The organism is Bacillus sp. PK6-025, assembly GCF_056530265.1.
Window position 1 is genome coordinate 3,066,950 of record NZ_CP096509.1, and the last position, 22,375, is coordinate 3,089,324.

Annotated in this window: 19 protein-coding genes and 1 pseudogene; 8 read left to right on the plus strand and 12 right to left on the minus strand. The window is 46.6% G+C overall.

Translation table 11 applies throughout. The annotated features are described in order from the left end of the window. Window position 1: 1 nt before the first annotated feature. From M1D67_RS15710 to zapA, 7 genes are all read right to left on the minus strand, one after another. Window positions 2-604 carry a TetR/AcrR family transcriptional regulator gene (locus M1D67_RS15710; RefSeq protein WP_020452501.1) on the minus strand — a complete coding sequence of 201 codons (603 nt, stop codon included), beginning with the start codon at window positions 602-604 and terminating at the stop codon, window positions 2-4. A gap of 141 nt (window positions 605-745) precedes the next feature. Continuing rightward, entirely contained in the window at window positions 746-2,425 is a 1,680-nt protein-coding gene (locus M1D67_RS15715) for a long-chain-fatty-acid--CoA ligase (protein ID WP_020452502.1), read from the minus strand. A gap of 207 nt (window positions 2,426-2,632) precedes the next feature. After that, window positions 2,633-3,037 carry a DUF350 domain-containing protein gene (locus M1D67_RS15720; RefSeq protein ID WP_026579111.1) on the minus strand — a complete coding sequence of 135 codons (405 nt, stop codon included), beginning with the start codon at window positions 3,035-3,037 and terminating at the stop codon, window positions 2,633-2,635. A gap of 18 nt (window positions 3,038-3,055) precedes the next feature. Beyond that, window positions 3,056-5,413, minus strand: coding sequence for an endonuclease MutS2 (locus M1D67_RS15725; protein WP_023855454.1), 2,358 nt, complete (start codon window positions 5,411-5,413; stop codon window positions 3,056-3,058). Between the two features lie 16 nt (window positions 5,414-5,429). After that, complete coding sequence (gene polX / locus M1D67_RS15730; RefSeq protein ID WP_146873403.1) at window positions 5,430-7,145, minus strand: DNA polymerase/3'-5' exonuclease PolX; 1,716 nt, start codon at window positions 7,143-7,145, stop codon at window positions 5,430-5,432. Window positions 7,146-7,288: 143 nt separating this feature from the next. Next, the gene (locus M1D67_RS15735) at window positions 7,289-7,825 is read right to left on the minus strand and encodes a CvpA family protein (protein WP_023855455.1); all 537 of its coding nucleotides are present in this window, start codon (window positions 7,823-7,825) and stop codon (window positions 7,289-7,291) included. Between the two features lie 8 nt (window positions 7,826-7,833). Further along, window positions 7,834-8,091, minus strand: a complete 258-nt coding sequence (zapA, locus tag M1D67_RS15740) for a cell division protein ZapA (protein ID WP_020452506.1) — start codon at window positions 8,089-8,091, stop codon at window positions 7,834-7,836. Window positions 8,092-8,242: 151 nt separating this feature from the next. Between zapA and rnhC the strand changes: the two genes are divergently transcribed. The 4 genes and pseudogenes from rnhC to M1D67_RS15760 all read left to right on the plus strand — a co-directional run bounded on the left by rnhC (window position 8,243) and on the right by M1D67_RS15760 (window position 12,177). Beyond that, on the plus strand, window positions 8,243-9,184 hold the full coding sequence (gene rnhC, locus M1D67_RS15745) for a ribonuclease HIII (RefSeq protein ID WP_205802142.1): 942 nt from the start codon (window positions 8,243-8,245) through the stop codon (window positions 9,182-9,184). A 384-nt stretch (window positions 9,185-9,568) separates the two neighbouring features. Continuing rightward, on the plus strand, window positions 9,569-10,168 hold the full coding sequence (locus tag M1D67_RS15750) for a hypothetical protein (RefSeq protein WP_095290831.1): 600 nt from the start codon (window positions 9,569-9,571) through the stop codon (window positions 10,166-10,168). A 25-nt stretch (window positions 10,169-10,193) separates the two neighbouring features. Then, complete coding sequence (locus M1D67_RS15755) at window positions 10,194-10,997, plus strand: hypothetical protein (protein ID WP_224067344.1); 804 nt, start codon at window positions 10,194-10,196, stop codon at window positions 10,995-10,997. A 383-nt stretch (window positions 10,998-11,380) separates the two neighbouring features. Then, a pseudogene (locus M1D67_RS15760) lies at window positions 11,381-12,177 on the plus strand (zinc-dependent metalloprotease). A 272-nt stretch (window positions 12,178-12,449) separates the two neighbouring features. Here M1D67_RS15760 and pheT read toward each other — a convergent pair. The 3 genes from pheT to M1D67_RS15775 all read right to left on the minus strand — a co-directional run bounded on the left by pheT (window position 12,450) and on the right by M1D67_RS15775 (window position 17,023). Continuing rightward, on the minus strand, window positions 12,450-14,864 hold the full coding sequence (gene pheT / locus M1D67_RS15765) for a phenylalanine--tRNA ligase subunit beta (RefSeq protein ID WP_026579104.1): 2,415 nt from the start codon (window positions 14,862-14,864) through the stop codon (window positions 12,450-12,452). A 15-nt stretch (window positions 14,865-14,879) separates the two neighbouring features. Beyond that, a complete protein-coding gene (gene pheS / locus M1D67_RS15770) occupies window positions 14,880-15,914 on the minus strand; it encodes a phenylalanine--tRNA ligase subunit alpha (protein ID WP_224067345.1) in 1,035 nt (344 codons plus the stop codon). A 362-nt stretch (window positions 15,915-16,276) separates the two neighbouring features. Then, a complete protein-coding gene (locus M1D67_RS15775) occupies window positions 16,277-17,023 on the minus strand; it encodes a TrmH family RNA methyltransferase (RefSeq protein WP_023855459.1) in 747 nt (248 codons plus the stop codon). 118 nt (window positions 17,024-17,141) lie between these two features. Between M1D67_RS15775 and sspI the strand changes: the two genes are divergently transcribed. Continuing rightward, on the plus strand, window positions 17,142-17,354 hold the full coding sequence (gene sspI / locus M1D67_RS15780; protein WP_023855460.1) for a small acid-soluble spore protein SspI: 213 nt from the start codon (window positions 17,142-17,144) through the stop codon (window positions 17,352-17,354). 31 nt (window positions 17,355-17,385) lie between these two features. On the opposite strand, the gene cstA is transcribed toward sspI, so the two are convergent. Continuing rightward, complete coding sequence (cstA, locus tag M1D67_RS15785; protein WP_020452513.1) at window positions 17,386-19,182, minus strand: carbon starvation protein CstA; 1,797 nt, start codon at window positions 19,180-19,182, stop codon at window positions 17,386-17,388. A 199-nt stretch (window positions 19,183-19,381) separates the two neighbouring features. On the opposite strand from cstA, the gene M1D67_RS15790 reads away from it, so the two are divergent. The 3 genes from M1D67_RS15790 to M1D67_RS15800 are packed head-to-tail and all read left to right on the plus strand — an operon-like array spanning window position 19,382 to window position 21,900. After that, window positions 19,382-19,975: a TetR/AcrR family transcriptional regulator gene (locus M1D67_RS15790; protein ID WP_479831382.1), complete on the plus strand. Its 594-nt coding sequence runs from the start codon at window positions 19,382-19,384 to the stop codon at window positions 19,973-19,975. 10 nt (window positions 19,976-19,985) lie between these two features. Beyond that, window positions 19,986-20,465 carry a PH domain-containing protein gene (locus M1D67_RS15795; protein WP_020452515.1) on the plus strand — a complete coding sequence of 160 codons (480 nt, stop codon included), beginning with the start codon at window positions 19,986-19,988 and terminating at the stop codon, window positions 20,463-20,465. Beyond that, the gene (locus M1D67_RS15800) at window positions 20,452-21,900 is read left to right on the plus strand and encodes a PH domain-containing protein (RefSeq protein ID WP_479831383.1); all 1,449 of its coding nucleotides are present in this window, start codon (window positions 20,452-20,454) and stop codon (window positions 21,898-21,900) included. The genes M1D67_RS15795 and M1D67_RS15800 overlap by 14 nt, the downstream gene beginning before the upstream one ends. Window positions 21,901-22,026: 126 nt before the next feature. On the opposite strand, the gene M1D67_RS15805 is transcribed toward M1D67_RS15800, so the two are convergent. Next, window positions 22,027-22,305 (minus strand): hypothetical protein, encoded by a 279-nt coding sequence (locus M1D67_RS15805; RefSeq protein ID WP_020452517.1) that lies wholly within the window; start codon window positions 22,303-22,305, stop codon window positions 22,027-22,029. Between the last annotated feature and the right edge of the window lie 70 nt (window positions 22,306-22,375).

Genomic DNA, 22,375 nt, shown 5'->3' on the forward strand with positions numbered 1-22,375 from the left:
TTTATTTCTCCTCCTTCGTCTTTTGGCTGCCGAACCCATGGATCAGCAATTCATGAATGCTGTCTGCCAGCTTTGGCAGATCGTATTTTTGATCATTCATCACCCAGGTTGTAACCGTCTCATCCACCGTACCGAAAATCATCTGCTTCGCCAGGCGGACATCAAGCGTGCTCTTAAATTCTCCCGCTTCTTTTCCTTCGGTGATGATGTCTTCCAGGATCGTCAAGTACCCTTTGAGAATCTCATTGATTTTCAGCCTCAGCTCAAGATTCGACTGCCTCAGCTCAAGCTGGGTGACAATCGCGAGGTGGCGATCGCTGCTGAGCAGTTCAAAGTGCTTTTTGATGAACAGCGTGAGCTTTTCTGTCGCCGAATTTGTCACTTCCATTTCTTCGTTCATCTGCTCGATAAACTGTCCCATTTTCTCTTTGAATAGCGAGATGAGAATATCTTCTTTGTTTTTAAAATAAAGATAGATGGTGCCGTCCGCCACTCCGGCCTGCTTGGCGATTTTCGAAACCTGCGCCTGATGGTATCCGTTTTCTGCAATCACAATGACAGCTGCGTCGATAATCTGCATATACTTTGGTCTCTTTTGTTTCAATTGGCTTCGTTCCTTTCAAATTAATGAATGAATACTCATTCATGAGTTTATCGTAAATAAAAATGGACGCTTTGTCAAGAAGCTAAACTCAAATCGCACCACAAAAGCATGCCGTCAAAATCGACGGCAGACTTCGCTTTTTCAGACGCCGGTTTTTTCTTCTTGAACGAGCGCTCTTCTTAAAATCTTCCCGACTGCCGTTTTCGGCAGTTCGTCCCTGAACTCGTATACTTTCGGCACTTTATAAGGAGCCAGACGCGATCTGGCATATTCGTCCAATTCCTTCTCCGTTATTGTAACATGATCTTTCAGCACTATAAAAGCCTTAACCGTTTCTCCTCTGTATTCATCAGGGATGCCGGCAACAACCGCCTCCTGAACGGCTTCGTGCTCATAGAGCACCTCTTCGATTTCACGCGGGTAAATGTTGTATCCCCCGGCAATGATCACGTCTTTTTTGCGGTCGACAATATAAAAGAAGCCGTCTTTATCCATGTAGCCGATGTCCCCTGTAAAAAACCAGCCGTCCCTTAGACTTTGAGCGGTTTCTTCATCATTGTTCCAGTAGCCCTTCATCACCTGCGGTCCTTTGACGGCGATTTCTCCATGCTCATAAGGTCCGAGAAAACCGCCGGTTTCTTCCGAATAGATAGCCGCGTCTGTACCAGGCCAAGGACAGCCGATACTGCCCGCTTTATTCAAATCCCAAATAAAATTGGCGTGAGTGACGGGCGAGGTTTCAGACATTCCGTAACCTTCGACAAGCCTTCCGCCCGTTACCTTTTCAAACTGCTGTTTGACTTCAACAGGAAGCGCTGCAGATCCGCTCAAACAGCTCTTAATTGACGATAGATCAAATTGGTGAAGATCAGGATGGTTCAACAGGGCGATATATATCGTCGGTGCCCCCGGAAATATCGTCGGCTTTTCTTTATCGATCGTTTTCAGCGCTGCGCGCGCGTCAAATCTCGGCAGCAGAATCATTTCATACCCCTGCCTGATCGTGAAATTCAAGACGGCCGTCATTCCGTAGACGTGAAAAAACGGGACGATCCCCAGCACCTTCTCCTCCCCTTTATTCAATTGATAAAACCAGGCATCGCACATCTCCATATTGGCTAGTATGTTGCGGTGGCTGAGCATGACGCCTTTTGGCGTGCCTGTCGTGCCTCCGGTATACTGCAGGACGGCAATGTCGTGGGCCGGATCGATTTCAATCCCCGGCGGACCGCTTGGAACGGGGCGTTTCATGATGGTTCGGAAGAGGTGTGTCGTCTCATTTTCATTGATCTCAACCGACATTTGATTCTCTTTTTTTTGCACGATTGGGTACAGCAGATTTTTAGGGAAAGGCAGGTAATCTTTTATGCTTGTCGCAATGATGTGCCGGATATTTGACAGCGCTTTCATTTTATATGCCGCCGGGTACAGCATGTCAAGCGTAATGATGATGGTTGCCCCGCTGTCATGAAGCAGATGTTCAAGCTCCCTTTCCGTATACAGCGGATTTGTCTGGACGACGATGCCGCCGGAGAAAAGAACGCCGTAATACGCGATAACCGCCTGCGGGCAGTTCGGCAGCATGATCGAGACTCTGTCTCCTTTTTGAATGCCGAGTGACAGCAGGTAATCTGCCATTTTTAAAGCGTCCTCATAAACTTGCCGGTACGAACATTTTTTTCCGAGAAAATGAATCGCTGTTTTTTCAGAAAACTGTTGGGCGGATTGTTGCAGGATGGAATGGAGTGTTTGATCTTCAAATTGCAGCTCGTGAGGAATTTGTTCGGGATAATGACGCAGCCACGGTTTTTCAGTCGGCATAAGCTCCCCCCTTTTAAACAATATATTCTTGATTTCAGTATATCAAAACAATATTCAGAAAGTAATGATATTTTTTCTTTTTAAAAAGGCGCCCTTTTAAAGGACACCTTTTTCAAGCATAAAAGATCATATAAATCAGGCCGATAACCACAAATACCCCAGCTGTGAAAAACAGGACTTTCGCTAATTTCTCCATGTTGATCCCCTTTAGATACCCGAAGCCACGACAAATGACAGGCCGACTGAAATGACGAATGAAATGAAGCCGACTGCGCGGTTGTCGTTTTCAATCTCCTTGTCAATTTTAAAGCGCGGCGTCAGAAATTCAAAAATGAAGTAGCCGATCAAAAGCAGGATAAAACCGAACAGCCCCCACCCCATCATTTGCAGCAGGGAATTATGCTGGCTGATCGATTTTTGCAGCACGTTGGCGATGCCTAAAATTTTTCCGCCTGTTGCCATCGCGACCGCCATGTTTCCTTTTTGAATCTCCTCCCAATTTTTATAGGTGGTGACGAGTTCAAACACAGATAAAAATATCACAAGACACAAAACGGAAACGCTGTAGTACGCGGCAATTTCCACAAGGTCGTTCTCCCAAAACTCTTTCATCCTTCTAGACTCCCTTTTTTATTTTAATTCGACAATGGTGACGCCTGATCCTCCCTCTCCCGCTTCGCCGAACCGGGAGTTTTTCACATTGCGGTGGGATTTCAAGAGGTCCTGAACGCCTTTTCGGAGGGCGCCGGTTCCTTTTCCGTGGATGATCGAGACTCTTGGATAGCCCGCAAGCACCGCATCATCCAAGTATTTTTCAACCCGGTGAAGCGCATTTTCATACCGCTCCCCTCTAAGGTCGAGTTCGAGCGAGACGTGATAATCTTTTCCTTTGACGGCGGCGATCGTTTTTTGTTTTTCGGGTTCAGGTGCCGATTTCAGGAATTCCAGATCCTTTTCCTTAACCTTCATTTTCAGAATGCCGATTTGAACATTCCATTCGGCCGCACCCGTTTTTTCGAGCAGCGTCCCTTTTTGACCAAAGGTTAAAACCTTGACTTCATCGCCCGGTTTTAATTCGCGCTTGTCCGTTTTTTTCTGAGCCGGCTTTTTCGCTTTTTCAAACGAAGGCACCGCTTCTTCAAGGCGTTTTTTCGCCTCGATCAGCTCATGGTCTTTAAATGCTTTATGGTCTTCCTTGATCATGCGGAGCGACTGGATGATCTCGTCTGCTTCTTTCATCGCTTCTTTGACTTTTTCAGCGGCTTTTTGCTCCGCTTCTTCATAGAGCCTTTCTTTTTTCTCCTGCCATTCGCTGATCTGCTGCTGGAGGTCGCGGTGAAGGGCTTCAGCCTCGGCGCGGATGGCTTCTGTCTCGTTCAGCTCCGCCTCGGCGCGCTTTTTGCTGTCTTCCAGCGATGCGATCATCGTATCAACTTCATTATGCTCGGCCGTCATCTCCGCTTTTGCGCGGCCGATCAGGTAATCAGGCAGCCCGAGTCGCTTCGAAATTTCGAACGCATTGCTTCGGCCGGGCACTCCGATTAACAGCTTGTAGGTCGGTGACAGTGTATCGATATCAAATTCGACGCTTGCATTAATGACATTTTCGCGATTGTAGCCGTATGCCTTCAGCTCAGGGTAATGAGTCGTGGCAATGACGCGCGCGCCAGTCTGGCACACCTCGTCAAGGATGCTGATCGCAAGGGCCGCGCCTTCCTGCGGGTCTGTCCCGGCGCCGAGCTCGTCAAAAAGCACAAGGCTGTTTTCCGTCATGTCTTTCAAAATATCGACGATGTTGACCATATGTGACGAGAACGTACTTAAGCTTTGTTCGATTGACTGTTCATCGCCGATATCGGCAAATACTTGATCAAATATGGCGGTTTCTGATCCTTCTTCCGCCGGTACGTGCAATCCCGACTGCGCCATAATGGTCAAAAGCCCGAGCGTTTTAAGCGTCACCGTTTTACCGCCCGTGTTCGGGCCCGTGATGACAATTGTCGTATACTCTCCGCCGAGCTCAATATCATTCGGAACGACTTCATCCAGGGGCAAAAGCGGGTGGCGGGCTTGAATCAGGCGGACATAGCCGTCAGCATTGACAGCCGGTTTAACCGCTTTTGTCGCTTTGGCGTATTTTGCTTTTGCAAAAATAAAGTCCAGCGTCTGAAGCACTTTGACATCGTGAAAGAGTTCATTTGTGTGCTCTGCCGTCTTTTCTGTCAGGACGCGCAAAATCCGTTCAATCTCCTGTTTTTCGTTTACTTTCGCCTGGCGAAGCGCATTGTTCATATCGACAATCGCCTGAGGCTCGATAAACAATGTCGCGCCGGAAGACGACTGATCGTGCACGATTCCTCCGTAGCTTGATCTGTACTCCTGTTTGACAGGGATAACGAAGCGGTCGTTGCGAATTGTGATGATCGTATCCGACAGCATTTTTTGCGCAGATGAAGAACGCAACATTGATTCCAGCCGGTCCCTGATTCTTGATTCAAGCGTCCGCAGTTGCGTCCTGATTCCCCTTAACGTCTCAGATGCATGGTCTAGCACTTCTCCATGATCATCGATGCACGAATTGATGTCTCTTTCCAATTCGGAAAGCGGAATGAGCTTTTCTGCATATTGGTGAAGACAAGGAATCTCAACCCCGTCTTCGAACAGGCCTTCGAGAAAATGCTTCATCTGTTTTGCTGCGTATAGCAGACCCGATATTTCGGTCAATTCCGCCGGGCTTAAAATGCTGCCGATTTCCGCCCTTCTTAACGCTTTTCTAATGTCGGTAAGGCCTCCGAAAGGGGCGTTTCCTTTTAAACGCAGGACGGTTCCTGCTTCATCGACTTCTTCCTGCAGCTTTTTGACTTCTTCGAGCGAACGGGAAGGTTTGAGTTCCAAAAGCATTTCCTTCCCTAAAGAAGATGCCGCATGCTCTGTGAGCTGTTCTTTTACTTTATGAAATTCAAGTGCTGATAGCGCTTTTTGCTGCAACGTCCATTAAACCTCCTTAAGATCGATGGCGCGACAAAAATGCCTGGACTTCTTCAAAGGAGCGGGTATTTAATACATTGGCCTTTGGCGTCCATCCTTTTCTCGCTGCCGTAACGCCCGTTTTCATATCGTCAAGCATCGCTGTGTTGTGGGCATCCGTATTAATAACGAGTGTCACTCCGGCAGCATTCGCTTTCATCAAGTGTTCCATCCTGAGATCGAGCCGCGCTGGATTTGCGTTCAGTTCCAAGGCGGTATTCGTTTTCTTCGCAAGCTCGATCAGCTGGTCAATATCGACTTCATAACCCGCCCTTCTTCCGATCAGACGGCCGGTCGGATGAGCGATAATGTCAACGTGCTGATTCATCAGTGCGGTTTCAAGCCGCTTCATGATGACATGCTGCGGCTGTGAAAAGCTTGAATGGATCGAAGCAATGACAAGGTCCATTTCCGCCAGCAGCTCATCGTCATAATCTAGCGTTCCGTCAGGCAGGATGTCCATTTCCACGCCTTTAAAAATATGAAAATCGGTCAATTCCTTATTCAGTTCATCAATTTCCTTCGCCTGCATGCGCAGGCGCTCAGGCGTCAAACCGCCTGCCACTTTTAAATACTGGGAATGGTCTGTGATCGCCATATAGCGGTACCCTTTTGCCATGCAGGCTTCCGCCATTTCCCTGATCGAAAAAGCACCGTCGCTCCAAGCCGAGTGCATATGAAGGTCTCCTTGAATATCCTCGGCGGAAACGAGTCCGATGTCATCGCGGTAGTCCTCAACTTCTCTTCCTGTCTCCCGCAGTTCGGGCGGAATAAACGGAAGCCCGAAATGGGCGAAAAACTCTTGTTCGCTTGAGAAGGTTTTAATTTCTCCAGTTTCAACGGTTTCGACGCCGTATTCACTGATTCTTTCGCCTTTTTCTTTGGCAAGCTGGCGCATTTTGATATTGTGGTCTTTTGATCCGGTAAAATGATGGAGCGTCGTTGGGAACTGTTCCTCCGTCACCAGCCGGAAATCCGCACTGATTTCGTATTCAAACGCAAATGTGAGAGACACTTTCGTATCTCCTGCGGCAATGACCTCCTTGATGTTCGAAAGCTTTAAGAGTCCTTCCCGGACCAGTTCCGGATCAGTGACAGCCATAATGTAATCGAGGTCTTTCACCGTTTCTTTGGCACGGCGCAGGCTTCCAGCCCGCGAAAACTTGATGAGACCCTCGAGCCCTTCAAGCTGTTCTTCGATGATGCCGGCGACAGCCAAAGCGACCGCGATCGGGTACCGTTCAGGGCGTTTCCCCGCTTCACCTAAAGCCTGCAGGATTTTTTCTTCCGTTTTTTTGCCGAATCCGGCAAGCCCCTGAACCTTTTGCTGTTCGCATGCCTCTTTTAAAGACGCCGCATCACAGACGCCGAGCTCCTGATACAGCTTGGCGATTTTTTTGCCGCCGAGGCCCGGCAGCTTCAAAAGCGGGACAAGTCCTTCCGGAACCTCTTCCTTTAATCGTTCCAGCGTACCGGACGCTCCCGTGTCCATATATTCCTTGATGACGGCATACGTGCCTTTGCCGATCCCTGACAGGGACATCATATCATCGATTTCCGAGAGGCTCCGGTCGTCTTGTTCAAGAGCTGCCGCAGCCTTTCTGAAAGCGGAGATCTTAAACGGGTTATCCCCTTTTAGTTCCATATATATCGCAATCGTTTCAAGCAATTTGATGATATCTTTTTTATGCATGCTGTTCACCTCTTGTTTCCCCTCGTTCATCCTGCTTCAATCATACAAATTTTTGGCTGATCCTACAACAAACAGGCCTATTCGACAGTTTTCGGGGTTCTCAAGAGCCCCGAAAAAAAACTTCCCTACAAACAGAGAAGTTTTTACAAAGATCCGTACTGATGCAGCAGATTGTTTAACATGTTTGATAAAAACGGTGTTTTATGAATGATCAAATCAGCCATCACCGAACCGGCCATCATGTTTTGCAGAACATCGATCGGCAGAAGCGTTCCGATGAACAGAACGACAAACACGAACAGATAGATTTCCGCAAAACCGAGCACGGCTCCAAGTACTTGGTTGATCTGTTTGAGAACCGGTATGCTTGCAACGGCATCCAGAAACGATGCGGCAATTCTCAAAAGGATAATCGTCAGGAAAAAGAGAATCAAAAACGCAATCATATTGTAATAAGCGCCTTCAAGGCTTCCGTTTACAAACGCCAGCGCAGACTGGCCGCCCGTAAAGTCGGGAGACGGAATCCAGCCGAGCTTAGGTGCAAGGTCGCCGTAATAGGTTGCGGCCACAGCGATCGCTGCGATAAACGTAACCAAACGGATAAACTGGCGGATAAACCCTCTTTTGAGTCCAATAAACAAACCGGACAAAAGCAAAATGATAATGATGATATCTAGCATCGTGATGTTCAATCCTTTTCTTTAATTTGTCCTTTTAATCTCTCAAGCTCTTCCTTCAGCTTCAAATAATCGTGAACCACATTTACAGCCGTCAAAACGGCCAGTTTATTTATATCAAGATACGGATTTTTTTCGTTGATTTCTCTCATTTTATCATCCACAATCGAGGCAACGTGCCTCATATGGCTCTTGCTCTCATCGCCGATAATTGTGAATTGCTGACCGTAGATGTCAACTGTTGTTTTCGTTTTTTGACCATCAGACAACGTTTCTCCTCCATTCCAATTATGCGAGAATCCTAGTCTATATCATAACATGTTTAGAGATTGAATGGAAAGACGAGCCCTCCGCTGTTATGATACACTTATAAAAACAATGATTTAGCCTGTTTAAGCAGCTAATAAAGGAGATTAGAACGTGTCACATTCTGTTTTAAAAGTTCCCCCGTCTGTTATTGAACGGATGCAAAGCCACTACGGGCCTCACATGACTTCCCTTTCCGTACAGGGCGCGGTTTTCCAGGCCAAACCACAGGGCTGCACCATTACAGCATACCGGTCGGGGAAGGTGCTGTTCCAAGGAAAAAACGCGGAAAAGGAAGCGGAGCGCTGGACGGCGGATGCTGAAACACCGGCTGCCAAAAAGCCCGCATCCAAAAAAAGCATCCCGTCCGTCTATCAGCCGCCTGAAGGCATCGGTTCCATGTCTGTGATCGGCTCCGATGAAGTCGGGACAGGCGATTATTTCGGTCCGATCACCGTCGCGTGCGTATACGCTGACAAGGTAAAGCTGCCGCTGTTAAAGGAACTCGGTGTTAAAGATTCAAAAAACTTAAAAGATCCGCAAATCGTTCAGATCGCGCGCGACTTAATCAAGACAGTTCCTTACAGCCTGCTCGTCTTGAGAAATGAAAAGTATAATGAAATGCAGGAAAAAGGGATGAGCCAGGGAAAAATGAAGGCCCTTCTCCACAACCAGGCGATCGGCAACCTTCTCAAAAAATTGGACGGAACCCGGCCTGAAGCGATTTTAATTGACCAGTTCGCAGAACCTGCCGTCTATTTTAAACACCTGGCCGGCAAAAACGCCATCAAAGAACGTACATATTTCAGCACAAAAGCGGAAGGCATCCATCTTTCAGTTGCAGCGGCTTCGATCATCGCACGCTATTCATTTTTAATGGAGATGGATAAGCTTTCGAAAGAAGCCGGGATGACGCTCCCGAAAGGAGCGGGTCCGCTCGTCGATGAAGCGGCGGCAAAGCTGATCAAGAAACACGGCGAAGGCGCATTGAGGGTATTTACAAAGCTGCACTTTGCAAATACGCAGAAGGCGAAGCGGATTGCGTCGAGGCGATAAGCATTAAAAGGGGGACTTCCGGCTGTCGGAGGTCCCGTAGCTTTACATGACCTTAAACATTTTTTCATTTGAATGCGCTGTCTAAATTGAATTCCATATACCATATCTCCTGTAACCGAGGGATAAAGTTTCGTTTGATATCAAGAAAAAGAATTTTTGTATATCGAAAACCTACGGGAAACCAATATTATAGTTTTTAACTAATTCTCCCTATCTGTATCCATTTTCAAACAGTGAATATTCCATCGTTAGAAGATAAAATATTCTCTCTTCATGTTAAACACTTTTAAATAAATTGAAAAATCAGAAAAACGGTCTGTACTCCCTTTGAAGAAAATGGTGTATTTTTTCTGTATTTGAATATGTATACAGGAGTTGGTAGCCATGCAAAAGTCTCGTTTTTGGGTAGTTTGCATCACGATGCTTCTTACTATTAATCTTTTCCCTCTGTATCAGGCCTCTGCTGAAGAAGAATTTACTGAAGTGCTTGATGAAAATTCCGAATATTACGAACTTGGTGAGTCTGTTAAAATCGAAGGAGTTTTAGAGCCCGCAACGGCAAGCAGTGATTTTCAGGTTAGTTGCATAGCTTGTGTTAATAACAGATACGTAGTGAAGACAATAAAGGGCCCTACCAAGGTAAAAAAACGTGTAAGGTTTTTAACCTCTTCTTGGGCAAAAGCCTCTAGCTATACCTGGAGTAAAACTCAATCTGCCAGCTCCACTGTATCATCTAATGTGGGGATTAGCGCCAAAGGGATATCAAGTCAGTTAGGGGTTTCTAATACAGTAACCACTTCTTATTCAGTTGCAATCACAATTCCCGCTAATAGTAAGAAATATAGTAAACTTGCATTCTATAGTGATTACAACAAACGGTATGTAAGAGTAAGAAATTATTTAGGAAACTCCCTTATAAGTACAAAGTATGCTTACCACTATGCTCCGCGTAAAGATACATACTTGCAAGTTATCTATAAATAAAATATAAAGAGGTAAAGGAGTCACCATGTCAAAAATAAAATGGATCATCACGCTCTCCATATGCGCAGCTCTGGCATTTTCTCTCTTTATTTTCTTCAACAAGGCGAATTTTACAGAGGCCAGCGAAAATAAAGAAAACGGGCTTTTCTTTGCTCAAAACTATATCAGCTATGCGATGGAAGACGAGACGATGTCGTTTAACATTTTCGGCCTGCAAAAAGCAAACACCGGCATTCCGATAAGCGGTGATACGGTTACGTCGCTCGCTTTTGATAACGATCATATTCAAATCAGCGATTACAAGGTTGAAACAGGGATTCGCCATAAAGGCTATACGCTCGTCAACATCATCGTTGACGTCCGAATCTCAAGCGATAAACTGGAAAAAGCTGATCAGCTGCTGATATCTTTTAACGGACGTGATGCAGAAGCATTTCAAATCGGAAAGATTACCCTTCAAAACGATCATAATGTTCGAAGCGGTGACCTGTCGCCTGCCGGCCAGTATACTGCAGGATATCCAAAACCGTCCTTGGACGTTCGGCTGAAAAACAACCTGGCAAAAGATATCTCCCTTGAAAAGATCACCGATCTAAACTGCGTCATGACGTATTCATTTGACAAGAGGACCGCCATCCAAGCTAAACAAAGCAAACACATCGTCGTCCCGGCTTTTGATATGACAGGGGAATATGATTTTTATACGGTCACTCCTGTTTTACGTTACACTGCAGCAGGGAAGCCTCATCAATACAGCTTGCCCGGTGTACTGTACGGAGCTTTAGACTCCGATGTAGAAAAAATCGAACGGATGCTGAAGCGTCCATAGTTACTGCAAAAAAGCCGGTCTCTGGCTATTATGGTTCGGGACGGCTTTTTCTTTATCCTCTAAAAAACAGCTGATACATACCCCCAGAGTCTTTCTTTGATCGCTGCCATTTCAATTACGATAGCCGCAAGTTTTTGTAAAACTCAAATTTTTCTCTCGTTTGACCGAACATTTTGACGTTTTCAAAGATTACTTTTTTTAAAACCCAGATATCAGGGTTAAAAGACCTGAAAAAAGAAAGATTCTCATGACCATAGACGGTAATTAAAAGGGAATGCCGAATAGACCTATATAAATCTTCCTCATTTTGGATGGTTAGCAGGAATTCTTAGTTAACTGGACGAATCTTTAGTCTGTTAAAAACTAAGGAGGAAATTTTTCAAATGAAAAAACGGTCTTTATTCTTTACTTTATTGCTTTCTGCAAGTTTAATACCTGGGGCGGCCGGAGTCGCGGAAACGGGCGGTCATAAGCATACTCATGAAGCAAAAGGGATTTATAAGGAAGCATTGCCTAAACCTAAGGAAGGTTATAAAGATTTAACAGGCAAAGTTCAGATTGAAAAAACAACGAAAACAAAAGTGCTGGATGAGAAAGGAAATGAAACGAGTACGATCACATTTAAAAAGAATGTAAACAACGGTAAATTTTCGACTCAGGCAAGCAAAAGATAAGTGTCCTCGCGGTGGCTGATAAGCAGTACCGGCAGAAACACAAAGACTGGAAAACGAGAATCGTCAACATCGTTGAAGAGGCGGACGAAATGTTTAACCGCGACCACGATATTGATTTTGTCGTGGAAGCTGTTGCCCCATGGAGTTCTTCCGGAAGCAATGCCTCTGACATTCTTGACAACCTGGCGGACAAATTCGAAGGACAGCCTTATAAATTCGTAGCCGGCTTTACAGCCAACGACAATTTTGAAGCGGGCGGCATCGCTTTTCAATACCCTGTTAAACCGGACGGTCCTGCTTTCAGCGTCACGTTCGACCTGGGAACGGAAAATACGGCAAAAGCACAAAGACAAAGACACGAATTTTCCCATAATTTCGGGGTGGAGCATGATCCGCAAGGAAGCGGCATCCGTTGCATTATGAACTACGATTACGCATACACCGTCGATGTCTGGGATGCGGAACACAACAGCCTGATCGAGAAAAATAAAGTTTGGTATCAATAGTTATAAAAAGGCGTCTCCGCATAAAGCGGAGACGCCTCAGATTGTTGACAAAATCCCAAAACGGCTTTTTGTTTTGGGATTTTGTCATCTTTTCAGCGTGATTGAAAACCTTTGCAGTCTAGGAAGGCCGAGCATCGGAGCGGAGCGAATGTTGGAATTCGTGAGCACCGACGCGCAGACCTGACAACGAATGCGAGGGTTTGTCGACACGCTGAAGCGGAGACGCCTTTTTTGTACTGCAGCCGGGCAGCCTCAATTGGGCTGGGAACCGGTTATCCTCTCAATACAGCCTGATACGCATCCTCCAGTGCTTTCAGCACCTGGTCGTGAACTTTTGTCACTTCTTCTTCAGTCAATGTTTGTTCAGGATTCAAATATTGCAAGCTGAAGGCGACGGATTTCTTGCCTTCTTCCATGTGCTCGCCTTCGTAGACGTCAAAGACATGGACTTCTTTGAGCCATTTGCCGCCTGCTGTTTTGATGACGTCCTCAAGCTGACCGGCCGCTGTTTCTTTATTCACAACAAGCGCGATATCCCGGGTAACAGAAGGATACTTTGGAATTGGTGTATACGTGATCTCCGGTACATCCAATCGAAGGAGCTCGTGCAGGTCCAGTTCAAACACATACGTGTCGCTCAGATCCAGCTCTTTTTCAACTGACGGATGCAGCTGGCCGATGAAGCCGACTAATGAGCCGTTATGCAAAATATTGGCCGTCCGCCCGGGATGAAGCTCTTTTCTTTCAGATTGAGCGAATTCGATGCCTTCGGTGATGCCGAGCTTTTCTAACAGACCCTCGACGATGCCTTTTACGACGAAGAAATCAACCGGCTTTTTCTCGCCCTGCCAGAGGTTTTTATGCCACAGGCCTGTCACGGCTCCGGCGACGTGCTCTTTTTCGACCGGTTTCGTATGTTCTTCGGCTTTCAAGAAAACTGAACCGACCTCATAAAAAGCTGCAGAATCGGACTGCCGTGCCAGGTTGTATGCGACCGAATCAAGCAGATTAGGAAGCAGGCTGTGCCTCAGCACGCTTCTTTCCTCGCTCATCGGCAGCGAAAGGATCGTTTTAAACGATTTTTCCAATGCGTAAGCCGTTGCTTTTTTATCGTTTGTTAGTGAGTATGTGATCGCCTGGGAAAGGCCTGCTCCTTCCAGAAAGCGTCTTACTTTTCTGCGCTTGTCCTGATAAGGTGTCAGTCCGCCCGCAAAGCCTGTTACTTCCGGCAGTGTCGACGGAATGTTGTCATATCCGTACAGTCTTGCGACCTCTTCGATCAAATCTTCTTCAATCGCAATATCGCCTCTTCTTGACGGAACCGTCACGACCAGTTCCCGTTCAGCGTCTTCAACTGCAAAGCCGAGCCTTTCAAAAATGTTGACCATTTCTTCTTTGCTGATGGACATGCCGAGAACCTTCGTCACTTTATCAACGGAAAGGCGGATGACATTCTCTTTGATATCAAGGTGGTTTTCTTCAACCGTACCTTCTAAGACGGTTCCTCCGGCATACCGGCTGATCAAATCTGCCGCGCGTTCTGCAGCGAGGCGCACCCGTGCAGGATCGATGCCCTTTTCAAAGCGGACGCTTGATTCGCTGCGAAGACCGAGATCCTTTGATGCTTTGCGAACGGTCTGACCGTTAAAATACGCGGCCTCAAGCAGCACTGTCGCCGTATCTTCGCGGACTTCGGAGTCCGCTCCGCCCATTACGCCTGCGACTGCCTGCGGAAGAGAACCGTTTGTGATGACAAGATGCTCAAGCGTCAATGTTCTTTCTTGTTCATCAAGCGTCGTTATCGTTTCATTTTCGTACGCTTTGCGGATGACGACCTCTTTTGAGCCAAAGCGGTCATAGTCAAACGCGTGCAGCGGCTGACCGTATTCGAGCAGAACAAAATTCGTAATATCGACGACATTGTTGTGCGGTCTGATGCCGGCATTGATCAGCTTCGTCTGCATCCAAAGCGGCGACGGGCCGATTTTGACGTTTTTAATGATTTTTGCCGCGTACAAAGGATTGGCTTCTGTATCTTCAATTTTGACGGAAATATAGTCCGCCGCTTTTTCGGCGCCTGCCTGATAAGCCGTCTCAGGAAGCTTGACTTCGCGGCCGAGAATCGCAGCCACTTCATAGGCAACGCCGAGCATGTTCATGGCGTCGGCGCGGTTTGGTGTCAGTCCCAGTTCAAGAACCGCATCGTCGAGCGCCAGGCTTTGAAGGGCGTCCGCACCGGTTTCTGCATCGCCCGGGAAGACGAAGATGCCTTCCGCATATTCTTTCGGCACAAGCTTGCCTTGAATGCCAAGCTCCTGCAAAGAGCAGATCATGCCGTTAGACACTTCTCCGCGAAGCTTCGCTTTTTTGATTTTAAAATTGCCGGGCAATACCGCACCAACCGTGGCGACGGCTACTTTTTGCCCTCTGTCCACGTTCGGAGCCCCGCAGATGATCTGGACAGGCTCTTCTTCGCCGATATCGACGAGGCATTTATTCAACTTGTCGGCGTTCGGATGCTGTTCGCGCTCCAGCACATGTCCGATGACAACGCCTTTCATTCCTTCTCCCTTATATTCGATGCCTTCCACTTCAATTCCGCTTCTCGTAATCTTTTCAGCGAGAATCTCGGGAGTCATCCCATCTAAATCCACGTATTCCTGCAGCCATTTATATGAAACAAACATCACGCGTCCTCCTCTTTAAGCCTGTTTAAATTGAGATAAAAATCTGACATCGTTCGTATAGAAATGACGAATGTCGTCAATTCCGTATTTCAGCATCGCGATCCGTTCAACACCCATTCCAAATGCAAATCCCTGATATTGTTTGGAATCGAATCCGGCCATTTCGAGCACGTTCGGATGCACCATTCCGGCGCCGAGAATTTCGATCCAGCCCGTTTGTTTACAAACGGAGCAGCCTTTGCCTCCGCATTTAAAGCAGGAAACATCGACTTCGACAGACGGCTCTGTAAACGGGAAGAAGCTTGGACGCAGTCTGATTTCGCGCTCTTCGCCGAACATCTTTTTCGCGACCGTTTCAAGCGTTCCTTTTAAGTCGCTCATGCTGATATCGCGGTCAACGCAGAGCCCTTCAATCTGCATAAACTGATGGGAGTGTGTCGCATCATCGTTGTCGCGGCGGTATACTTTGCCGGGGCAGATGATTTTGACAGGGCCTTTGCCTTTATGCTTTTCCATCGTGCGCGTCTGGACGGGAGACGTCTGCGTTCTCATCAGCGTATCTTCCGTAATATAAAAGCTGTCTTGCATATCGCGGGCCGGATGCTCTTTCGGAAGGTTGAGCGCTTCGAAGTTATAATAGTCGGTTTCTACTTCAGGACCCTCTTCCACCGAATATCCCATGCTGATAAACAAGTCTTCGATTTCTTCAATAACGATCGTCAGCGGATGCCGCGCTCCTGTTTTTACAGGGCTTCCCGGAAGCGTCACGTCAATCGTCTGTTCTTTCAGCTTCCTACTCACCTCTTCTTCCTCTAGGCGGGCATTTTTTTCGGCAATCGCCGCGGCGATTTTTTCTCTTACTTCGTTCGCCAAGGCGCCCATTTTCGGCCTTTCTTCAGCGGACAGCTTTCCCATTCCCCGAAGCACTTCCGTGATCGGTCCCTTTTTTCCCAGGTACGCAACGCGGACATCGTTGACTTCTTTTAATGAACCAGCGGCTTCCACTTTTTCAACCGCTTCTTTCTCAAGCCGTTTCAGCTCTTCCTGCATCTTAAAAACTCCTCCTTTTATGTAGCAACCTGTTATTTTAGGCAATAAAAAAAGCCCCTTTCATAATGAAAGGGACGAATCGTGGCCGTGGTACCACCCTTTTTTAAAACAAAGCAAAAAAGCTTTGCTGCTTACTTCATTGGCATAACGGAATGAATCCGGTTCACCTTTACACATCCCTCGAGAGACGCGGTCCCGGTGACAACTCAAGAGGTGAAGCGTTTTTCCGGCCTGCCATAAAAATGCTTGCAGTCTAAGGCATTTTCTCCCTAAATGGCGACATGTGAAAAAACGGAGCCTCTATCACTGTTTTTAAACATATTACATTCATTATAGTGAATTACATGATCCTGTGCAACCGGTTATCCGTGGAGATGATAAAGAAGGACCGCGGTTGCGGCCGCTACATTCAGCGACTCCGCTTTTCCGTAGATCGGAACGTACAGATTTTGGTCGGTCTGTGCGAGGAGAGCCGGATCAACCCCAGATCCTTCGTTTCCGATCAAAAGCGCAAATGACTGCGACGGCTCCGCTTCTCTAAATGGCACGGCATCTTGCAGCGCTGTGCCGTATACCGGGACGCTTTTTCCCTTTAGCTCTTCAATCAGCTCCGAAAGCTCGCGTTTTAAAATCGGAATGTGAAAATGCGAACCTTGAGCCGATCTGAGCGTTTTGGCATTGTAGGGGTCGACAGTGCCTTGTCCGATCACAACGGCATCGATCCCCGCCGCGTCTGCCGTCCGGATGATCGTCCCTAAATTGCCCGGATCTTGCACAGCATCCGCAAGCAGCAGCTTTTCGTATTGAAAAGGTCCGCTTTCAGGCATTCGGCATACAGCGGCGACAGCCTGGGGTGTCTCTGTTTCGGCAATCGCCGAGAAAGCATCGTCGCTCAAAATATAGCGGGCAACAGACTCATCAAGCGCGGCCGGGAAATCCGCTTCGTCTCGGACCATGATTTCTTTCACAACACCCGGTGTCTTCAGCGCTTCCTCAACGAGATGCTCGCCTTCTATTAAGAAAGTATTGGTTTTTGTCCGCTCTTTTTTCGTATGAAGTTTTTTCCAATCCTTCACTTTTTGATTTTTGGCTGATTCAATTCGTTTCAAATCGTTTTGACTCCTTTGTCTCGCAATAGTCACATTATATCTCATCAATGATACATAATAAACCCGAAAGCGAGGCAGAATATAGAAAATCAGATTTGATGAAATGGAGTGAAAAAAGATGGATTTGAATTTGCGCCATGCCGTTATTGCCAATGTATCAGGAAACTCGCAAGAAGAGCTTGAGCACACGATCGTCGATGCGATCCAAAGCGGTGAAGAAAAAATGCTTCCGGGATTAGGTGTGTTGTTCGAGGTCATCTGGCAGCACGCAACTGAATCGGATAAAACTGAAATGCTTGAGACATTGGAACAAGGATTAAAAACGAAATAAACCGGCGGCCTGAAACGGCCCCGGTTTATTTTCATCCTGGAATAGAAGGCTCCATCCGCAATGCCGGATCGCGCCAAATCTCCGTCCACTTTTTAATGGCAGCCGCCATGATCACCAGCCCCAGCAGCAGCATAATAATTGATAAAATGCCGTTTAAAACGCTGAAACCGGCAGCTTCCGCATTAAAATAAACGTTTTTGATCATCCAGTATCCCGCATAGTTGACCGTTACGTACAAATAAGCGAGCGGAATGAGACATGTCAGCATATAACGCCGTTTGTCCGCTATTTTTAAAATGACCGTCGCGCCGATAATTAAACCGACGGATGCCATCAGCTGGTTGGATACGCCAAACAGCGCCCAAATCGAGCTGATGTCGCCTGAATACAGCAAATACCCCCACATGAAACAGGCAACGGCGCTCGCTGCGACCGAACCCGGAAGCCAGTCCGTTTTTTTCAGCGGTTTGTACACTTCTCCGAAAAAGTCTTGAATCAAATAACGCGCCACCCTTGTACCGGCATCAATCGCCGTTAAAATAAAGACGGCTTCAAACATGATGACAAATTGAAAAAAGTAAGAGGCCAAATGGCTGAAAAACGGAATATCCGTAAAAATATAAGCCATGCCGACGGCAAGGGTAACAGCTCCGCCTGTTCTTCCTTCAAGATCGAGACCGATTTCGCGGCTGAGTTCAGGCAGGTGGACGACATTCATGCCAAGCGTCCGAAAGACTTCAGGCGAACTGTTGATGGCAAAATAATCGCCCGGCTGCAATGCCGTTGCCGCGATCAGCGCCATGATGCCGACAAGACACTCAACGAGCATCGCCCCAAAGCCGACGAATTTCATATCGCTCCACTTATCAAGCATTTTCGGCGTCGTGCCTGAACCGACAAACGCATGGAAGCCGGAAATCGCACCGCAGGCGATCGTAATTGAAATAAACGGCCAAACCGGACCAGGCGATACAGGTCCCCCTCCGCCCGTAAACTCGGTAAACGCCGGAAACGGAATCGCCGGATTGACGACGAACACCCCGGCAATCAAAGCGATAAACACCCCGATCTTCATGAAGCTGCTCAAATAATCGCGCGGCGCGAGCAGCAGCCATACAGGGAGCGCAGCTGCAAAAAATGCATAGACAGGAAGTGCGACAGCAAGCGTTTTCGTATCAAGCGTCAAGGCGTCTCCAAGCGGCGTTTCCGCGATGGACGGTCCGATGAAGACACCGGCCATCAGTAAAATAAATCCGCCGGTTGACGCTAATTTTAAGTTACCTGTCTTTTTATAAAATAAACCGACCCCCATTGCGATCGGAATTGTAATCGCAACGGCGAACGTCCCCCACGGATTGCGTTCAAGCGCATGAAGCACAACCATCGACAGCCCCGCCATCGTGATCGTAATAATAAACAGCATCGCAAGCCCCGTGCAAAATCCCGCAACAGGCCCGAGCTCTTCTTTCGCCACTTCTGAAAGCGACTTTCCCTTCCTCCGCATGGACGCAAATAAAACGACAATATCATGCACGGCTCCCCCGATCACCGCTCCGATCAAGAGCCACAACAGCCCCGGCAAGTAGCCGAACTGCGCCGCCAAGATCGGCCCGACAAGCGGCCCCGCGGCTGCGATGGCCGCAAAGTGGTGGCCGAAAGACACCCATTTGTTCGTCGGCACATAATCTTTGCCGTCTTTCTGGAGATGGGCAGGAGTCGGCTTGTCATCATCAACCTTCAACACTTTCACCATCATAAATGTTCCGTACAAACGATAGGCGATCGCCAAAATACAGATGGAAGCGATCACAATTGTTATTGCATTCATCCAATTCCTCCCCCCTTTGTTTCTTTTTTAACATATCTCATATTTTTTGTAAGCGCAATCATCTTTTTTCGAAAAAAGACACGGCCTCCATCTTCGCTTTTTATGACAGCTTCCTTTTGTTATAGACGAGCACCCGGACCTCTCAGTTTGATTTCATATTCTTATTGACACTTTAGCACGATCGTACTAAAATTGAGTCATGAATACGAAATCACAAAAAAGACGACTGCAAATTATTGAAGACGCTATTCAAGTGCTTGTGGAAGAAGGCTATGCGAATGCCTCGATCGGCAATATCGCGAAAAAGGGGGGAATCAGCAAAGGAGTCGTTACGTATCATTTTCCAAATAAAATGCAGCTTATGAAGGCTGTTGTTGAGTATTGCTACGGACTTGCAGCACCTTATATGGAAAAATTCATGGATGGTTCAGACAGTGCGCCGGCGACACTGCGCGCATACATTGAATCAAATCTCAGATTCATGTATGAACACCGGGCTCACGTGACCGCAATCATTGAGGTGGTATCCAACCTACGAACAGAAACCGGTGAGCTGTTTTACCAGAATGAAGATGAATCAATATATGAGCCATTAGTTGAAATTTTTAAGTGGGGACAGGAAACAGAAGGGAGTTTCAGGCAGTTTTCCCCGCACATTATGGCCAGAACCGTCCGAAGCGTCATCGATTCTCTTGGGACCAAAATCGCAAATCAAGATATATCAGATAAGGAAGACATGATATCAGAAATTGTCGATACGTTCGATTATGCAACAAGAAAAATAACTAAATAGGGGGGCTATCGTGAACACTGGTGAATTTAAAAAATTGGACGGGAAAATTGTTGCCGTACGGAAGCTTGAAGGTGTGATCACTTTATGTGTGTATGCATCCATGATTCTGGCATTGCTATACTTTACTATCACATTCGGCTGGCCAAAATGGATATTGGCTGTCACATTATGTTTAGCTGTTGCCTCGGTACCGTTTGAACTTTATCTTTTGCCGAAGTGGAAATATCACTTGTGGCGATACCGCCTAAGTGAAGTAAGTATTCAAATCCATAAAGGGATCATTTTCAGACGAAAAGTATTAATTCCTATGGGGAAAGTCCAGCATGTCGAAGCAAAACAAGGTCCTATTTTAAAAAAGTACAATTTATATACAGTGACTTTATCAACGGCAGCCGGCAGCCACGACATTCTGGGATTGGCCGAAGGAACAGCCGATTCGATCCGCAAAGAAATTGAAGCCTATGCGAGGTTAAGCGATGAACAAGTCTGACACATTGATCAAACATCGTCTCCATCCGGTTTCCGTCCTTTACTTTATCGCTACAGCGATCAAAGAATCCTTTTCCTTTATTTGGTTATTCCCACTACTCGTATTATGTATTCATAAACTGGGCGGTGACATTCCCGCTTTCCTCATCAATATCACTTTAGGCTCATGCCTTATCATGTCGTTTTTCGTGATTGGTGTATTAAAATGGCGGTCATTTACCTACCAAATACATGAGAAAGCGATATATGTTGAATCCGGTTTGCTTGTCGTCAAGAAAAGATGGGTGCAGCCGGATCGTATACAATCAATTGATTCTGCGATTCGTGTATATGATCATTTATTTTCCACCCGGACTTTGACAATTGAACTTGCCGGAGGAGAAGAATCCGGCATCACACTCAGCTGCATTTCAAAAGAAGAAGAACAGCGCATTCGGACGGCTTTAAAAACAGAAGCAAAAGACAGGCCGAGCGAACATGCTGAAGACTCCATGTTTCAATTATCTAAAAGTAACCTCATTTTACACAGCCTGCTATCGCCTAAAGTCGGGATTGTGTTTACGCTGTTATTACTGGGATTGCTAAAATATATGGATATATCGAAAGAAGGAGACAGGGACACTTTGTTCACCTCCTTATCCGGCTGGTTCGGCCCCAACTGGATCATGATCACGGTGGTCTTGATGGCTATTCTATCATTCGCGCTTTCGCTATTACTCACATTTGCAAGTGATTTTCAATTCACATTAAGGAAAAATAGCAAAGGAGAAATTGAGATTGAGCAGGGTCTGTTTGAAAAGAAAAAACGAACGATCGGACAAGACCGGATACAGGCCGTTCTCATCATTGAGCGTCCGATTCACCGATTCTTGGGGTATGCAGCAATCAAAGCTGTTGTGATTCGCAATCGTTCAAATGAGCAAAGCAGTAAAACCGTCACCCTACTTCCTTTTGTTAAAAAAGAAAAGGCCGAATCCATGCTTGAACCGTTTACCGGTTACCGCAAAGGAGGCCATCTGCACACGCTCACAAAGGGAGCGAAAATTCACTATATGGTTATGCCATTTATAGCCGGCTGTCTTTTTGCCATACCGATATGGCTGTTTGTACCTTCCGACTATCACAATCTAGCTGCAGTTCTGCCGCTCGGATTATTCAGCCTGGGGTGGATAGGGTATCGGATGATTGGCTGGAATCAAAGCAGCCGGTTTTTAACTTTGCAATACGGAATTTTATCCCGGAAAACGGCAATTATGAAACGCGGACGCATTCAATGGGCATCATTGAGCCAAACATTTATGCAAGAGAGAAAAAACTTAGCATCAATTAAGCTGGCCGTTGCCTCAGGAAAAGAAAATATGAAGTTTTCGATCAGCCACATTCCAATAGAGAGTGCAGCAGATCTTTATCAACATGTCCTTAAAACAAAGGAATAATTTTCAAAACCACCCAAAACCCAGTTGACTAATAGGAATAATAAGAATAAAATAGACACATGCTTCATCTGCTGCCTTTTTTAAGGCGTAATTGGCGGGTATCATCGGATATCCGCCTTTTTTCTGTCAGCATAACGGAACAATAAAAAAATGAACGGCCATGACTAGACAGAAAGCGGCGATCCCTCCGATTCGATTGATGTTTGTTTTGACAAGTGAAGCTGAGAGATGGTGAGACAGCGAAAAAAACAATATGGTGCCGATCAAGATGACGCCCGCCTCTAAAAATGAGTGATTGAGAAACCTGGTCCGATCAAGGACCGCCGTGATAAACAGAAGCCAAAGGTATGCTATAAATGCGTACATCAAAAAGCAATATGCAGCCGAAAAAAACGACTTCATCATATCCCCCCCCTCCTGTTTTATAGTATTCTCCGACATAAATGCGCACACCTTTTCACACCTAAAAAAACCG